At 34.7% G+C, this 4,184-nt stretch carries 5 protein-coding genes; all 5 read left to right on the top strand.

What is annotated here, in order from left to right; genetic code table 11:
* On the top strand, window positions 1-704 hold a 704-nt coding region (locus ACT8VG_RS08120), incomplete at its 5' end, for a DUF4846 domain-containing protein (protein ID WP_444195587.1).
* Window positions 695-1,231 carry an HD domain-containing protein gene (locus ACT8VG_RS08115; protein WP_117458579.1) on the top strand — a complete coding sequence of 179 codons (537 nt, stop codon included), beginning with the start codon at window positions 695-697 and terminating at the stop codon, window positions 1,229-1,231. The genes ACT8VG_RS08120 and ACT8VG_RS08115, both read left to right, overlap by 10 nt.
* A complete protein-coding gene (locus ACT8VG_RS08110) occupies window positions 1,231-2,034 on the top strand; it encodes a GNAT family N-acetyltransferase (protein WP_195920902.1) in 804 nt (267 codons plus the stop codon). Before ACT8VG_RS08115 ends, ACT8VG_RS08110 begins: the two co-directional genes overlap by 1 nt.
* An 8-nt stretch (window positions 2,035-2,042) precedes the next feature.
* Window positions 2,043-2,480 carry a GNAT family N-acetyltransferase gene (locus ACT8VG_RS08105; protein WP_432269452.1) on the top strand — a complete coding sequence of 146 codons (438 nt, stop codon included), beginning with the start codon at window positions 2,043-2,045 and terminating at the stop codon, window positions 2,478-2,480.
* A 167-nt stretch (window positions 2,481-2,647) separates the two neighbouring features.
* On the top strand, window positions 2,648-4,184 hold a 1,537-nt coding region (gene bilR, locus ACT8VG_RS08100), incomplete at its 3' end, for a bilirubin reductase, long form (RefSeq protein ID WP_444195586.1).

The following is a 4,184-nucleotide window of genomic DNA, read 5'->3' as shown; positions in this document are numbered from 1 at the left end:
TTCCCACACCCAAAGGATATACACGAGAACAAAGTGATTTTGCACATTTCTTACAGACTTATCCATTAAAGGAAAACGGCAGTCCTATTCTTTTATATAACGGTAAAAAGAAGTGGAATCAAAGTGCTCAAATTGCGGTATTTAAGTTACCAATAGAAAATGAAAACCTCCAACAATGTGCCGACTCCGTCATGAGAGTTTATGCAGAATATTACTGGCATACAAAACAATATGATAAGATTCAATTTCATTTAAGTGATGGATTCTTATTATCTTATATGAAATGGAGAGAAGGGTATCGTGTCGTCATTAAGAATGATCATGCATCTTATGTAAAGAGTGCATCCTATGATGATTCTTATGAATGCTTTAAAAAATACTTGCGTATTGTCTTTGCTTATTCAGGAAGTGCAAGTATGGTGAGTGAATCAACACCTATCAAACTAAATGAAATAAGAGTAGGAGATGTTTTCTTAAAAGGTGGTTCACCAGGACATGTCGTGATGATTGTAGATGTTTGTACAAATAAAGAAGGAAAGAAGGCTTTCTTACTCGCACAAGGCTATACGCCTGCACAGGAATTTCATCTATTAAAAAATCCATTACATGATGATCCCTGGTATTATGAAGATGAAATCAAATATCCATTTGAAACACCTGATTATACATTTGAGGAAGGCAGTTTAAGAAGATTATGTTATTGATGAATGTTTTTAGTGGTCACAGAATAGATCCATTACATATTAAGGAAGATGATATTCACTTAGAGGATATTGCTCATGCATTAAGTCTTATATGTCGAGGGAATGGTCATATTAAATATTTCTACTCTGTGGCCCAGCATTCTCTTAATTGCGCAAAAGAAGCACAAAGAAGAGGATATAGTAAAGATGTTGTATTATCGTGCTTATTTCATGATGCAAGTGAAGCGTATATGAGTGATTTGATCACTCCTATTAAGAAACAGATGAAAGAGTATCAGATGATAGAAAATCATCTCTTAGAAACTATATTTTATGCGTTTCATATAAAATTAAATAACGAAGAAAGAAATATTTGGAAAGAGATGGATCATTTATTATTAGAAGCAGAATTAAAGGAAATGATGCCTTTAGAAGAAGATAGACCAACTGTCACACTTATAAGTGTTCCTGATTTAAAGGAACACTATTATCGTGAGATAGAAGCAGAATTTAAGGCTTATGCGCTACAATTATTGGAGGATTTATAATGAAGATTTATGTTACATATAAGTTTTTAACCAAAGAAGACAGAGATGCTTTTTATAAAGCAATCAAAGAGAATCATATTCAGGAATTATCTTTATCTGATGAAGGATGTCTCAAGTATTCTTATACACCTAAAGATGATACTGTTCTTTTTTTAAAGGAAGAATGGGCATCTCAAGACTTACAGTTAAAACATTTAACTCAGCCTCATATGGACTTGTTGAAGGAATTAAAGAACCAATATCTGTGTCAAACAACAGTGCGTCATGGCACTGCTTGTTTAGAAACTGAACGTTTGATATTAAGAGAGTTTAAAATAGAAGACGCTGATGATATGTATCATCATTGGGCTAATGATGAAAAGGTCACTCGTTATTTGACTTGGCCACCTCATCAAAGTATAGAAGACACAAAGCAGTTACTTTCTTCCTGGATTCAGTCTTATGAAAAGGGTGATTCTTATAACTGGGGCATTGTCGTAAAGGATAAGAGTACACTCATTGGAAATATTTCTGTTACAAATATTGATCATAAAACAAACACAGTAGAAATTGGCTATTGTATTGGGCAGGCTTATTGGGGTCATGGATATGTTGCAGAAGCACTTAAAGAAGTTATTTCTTACTTATTTAAGGAAGGTTATGATTTAGTACGTGCAAGACATGATAAAAATAATCCTCATTCAGGTCGAGTGATGCAAAAAGCAGGTATGAAATATGAGGGAATCCTTAGAAAATCTGCAAAAAATAATCAGGGAGTTGTAGATGATGTTGTATACTCAATTCTTCCTGAAGAATTAGAATAGGAGACTATATGGAAGTTAGAGAAATATGTTTGGCACATGTCAAAGAAATATCGCAATTATTTAATGAAATATTCTCCAGGGAACCATGGAATGATGAATGGAATGAAGAGGATCTATCTATTTATATGCATGATTTAATAGGGAATCGCTTATCTCTATCTATTGGTTTATATGATGGAGATCAGCTTATTGGAATAGCCTTAGGTCGTATTAAACATTGGTATAATGGCAGAGAATTCTGGATTGATGAATTTGGAATCATGACGGATGAACAATCTAAAGGACTTGGAACTCAATTTATGGACTTAGTTGTAGATTATACGAAAAAAAGAGGAATAGACCGTATTATGTTGATTACGGAAAGAGAGTTTCCTGCGTATTACTTCTACCAGAAAAATGGATTTGAAGAACAATCATCACAGGTCGTATTCATGAAAGAATATTAAAGAAATAGGTGTGTACTTTGCGTACGCACTTTTTTGTTCTAAAAAAGAGATTATTGATTCTATCTATGACAAAATATGCCCTATAATTTGCGTATAATTACTATCATTTGTAAAATGAAAGCGCTATAATAGGAGTGGTTAAAATGTATTGTAAGGAGATTGATAATATGAAACTATTAGAACCAATTAAAGTAGGTCCAATCACATTGAAAAACCGTATCATGTTCCCACCAATGACAACTGGCTATGAAGAACGTGATGGTTCAATTTCTAAACAGAGCTTCAACTTCTATAAACGTATTGCAGAAGGTGGCGTATCTTATATCGTACTTGGAGACGTCGCACCAGTAAATACTGTTTCTCCAACACCAAAATTATTCAAGGATGAACAGATTCCAGTTTATAAAGAATTAGCGGATGCATTACATGAATTTGATTGTAAATTAGGTATTCAGATTTTCCATCCTGAATATGACGTTCAGGCTTTAGCTGAAATGTTTAAGAAAGGTGATATGCAGGCTGCTCGTGCTAAATTACATCACGATATGCTTCATTTCACTGATGAAGTAACTCCAGAAGCATTAAATACAATTCTTAAACAGATGGGTGAATGCGTAAGACGTGCTTATGAAGCAGGTGTAGATGTAGTAGAAGTTCATGGAGACCGTTTAGTAGGTGCTTTATGTTCTACAGTATTAAACCATCGTACAGATGAATATGGAGGAAGCTTCGAAAATAGAACACGTTTTGCATTACAGGTAGTAGAAAGCATTAAAGAACATGCCCCTCATATCTGTATTGACTATAAACTTCCAATCATCACTGATAACCCATTAAGAGGTAAAGGTGGATTAAAGATTGATGAAGCTGTTGAACTTGCTAAGAAACTTGAAGAAGCAGGCGTTAATATGATCCATGTTGGTCAGGCTAACCATACAGGTAACTTGAATGATACAATTCCAGCAATGGGTACTCAGCCATATTGTTTCATGCAGTCATATACTAAGAGAGTTAAAGATGCTGTAAGTATTCCCGTATCTGCAGTAGGACGTATCGTTACTCCACAAAATGGTGAAGCATTAATTGAGAACGGTGTATGTGATATTGTTGGTTATGGACGTTCATTGTTAGCTGATCCTGATTATGTTAAAAAGATTGAAGATGGACAGCCATGCAGAATTCGTTTATGTATGATGTGTAATAAGGGATGTACAGACTCTATCCAAAACAGAAAGTTCTTAAGCTGTGTTCTTAATGCAGAAAATGGTTATGAATATGAAAGAACTATTACTCCTGCAGATGATAAGAAGAAGGTTGTTATTGTTGGTGCAGGACCTGCAGGCTTAGAAGCTGCAAGAGTCGCTGCAATGAAGGGTCATGACGTTATTGTTTATGACAAGGATACTCAAGTAGGTGGACAGTTAAATATTGCTTCTGTACCACCTAGAAAAGAAGAAATGAATCGTGCTATTCATTATCTCGCAAATGAAGTCAAAGTATTAGGCGTTGATTTACGTTTAGGTAAAGCTGTTACTAGCGAAGATATTTTAGCTGATCAGCCTGATGAAGTCATTGTTGCAACTGGTGCTTCTAACTTCATCTTAAATATCCCTGGTAAGGATATGCCTCATGTACAGGATGCTTGGAAAGTACTTTCTAATGAACAGTTCCCAGCAGGAAGAATCGTTGTTATCGGTGGTGGAC

The organism is Catenibacterium sp., assembly GCF_052354645.1.
In the GTDB taxonomy this organism is placed as follows: Bacteria; Bacillota_I; Bacilli_A; order Erysipelotrichales; family Coprobacillaceae; genus Catenibacterium; species Catenibacterium mitsuoka_A.
This window is presented reverse-complemented; position numbering and strand designations above follow the sequence as displayed.

Coding starts and splice junctions, on each gene's coding strand:
- ACT8VG_RS08110 (WP_195920902.1), top strand. CDS start 1,231: ATGAAGATTTATGTTACATATAAGTTTTTAACCAAAGAAGACAGAGAT.
- ACT8VG_RS08115 (WP_117458579.1), top strand. CDS start 695: ATGTTATTGATGAATGTTTTTAGTGGTCACAGAATAGATCCATTACAT.
- ACT8VG_RS08105 (WP_432269452.1), top strand. CDS start 2,043: ATGGAAGTTAGAGAAATATGTTTGGCACATGTCAAAGAAATATCGCAA.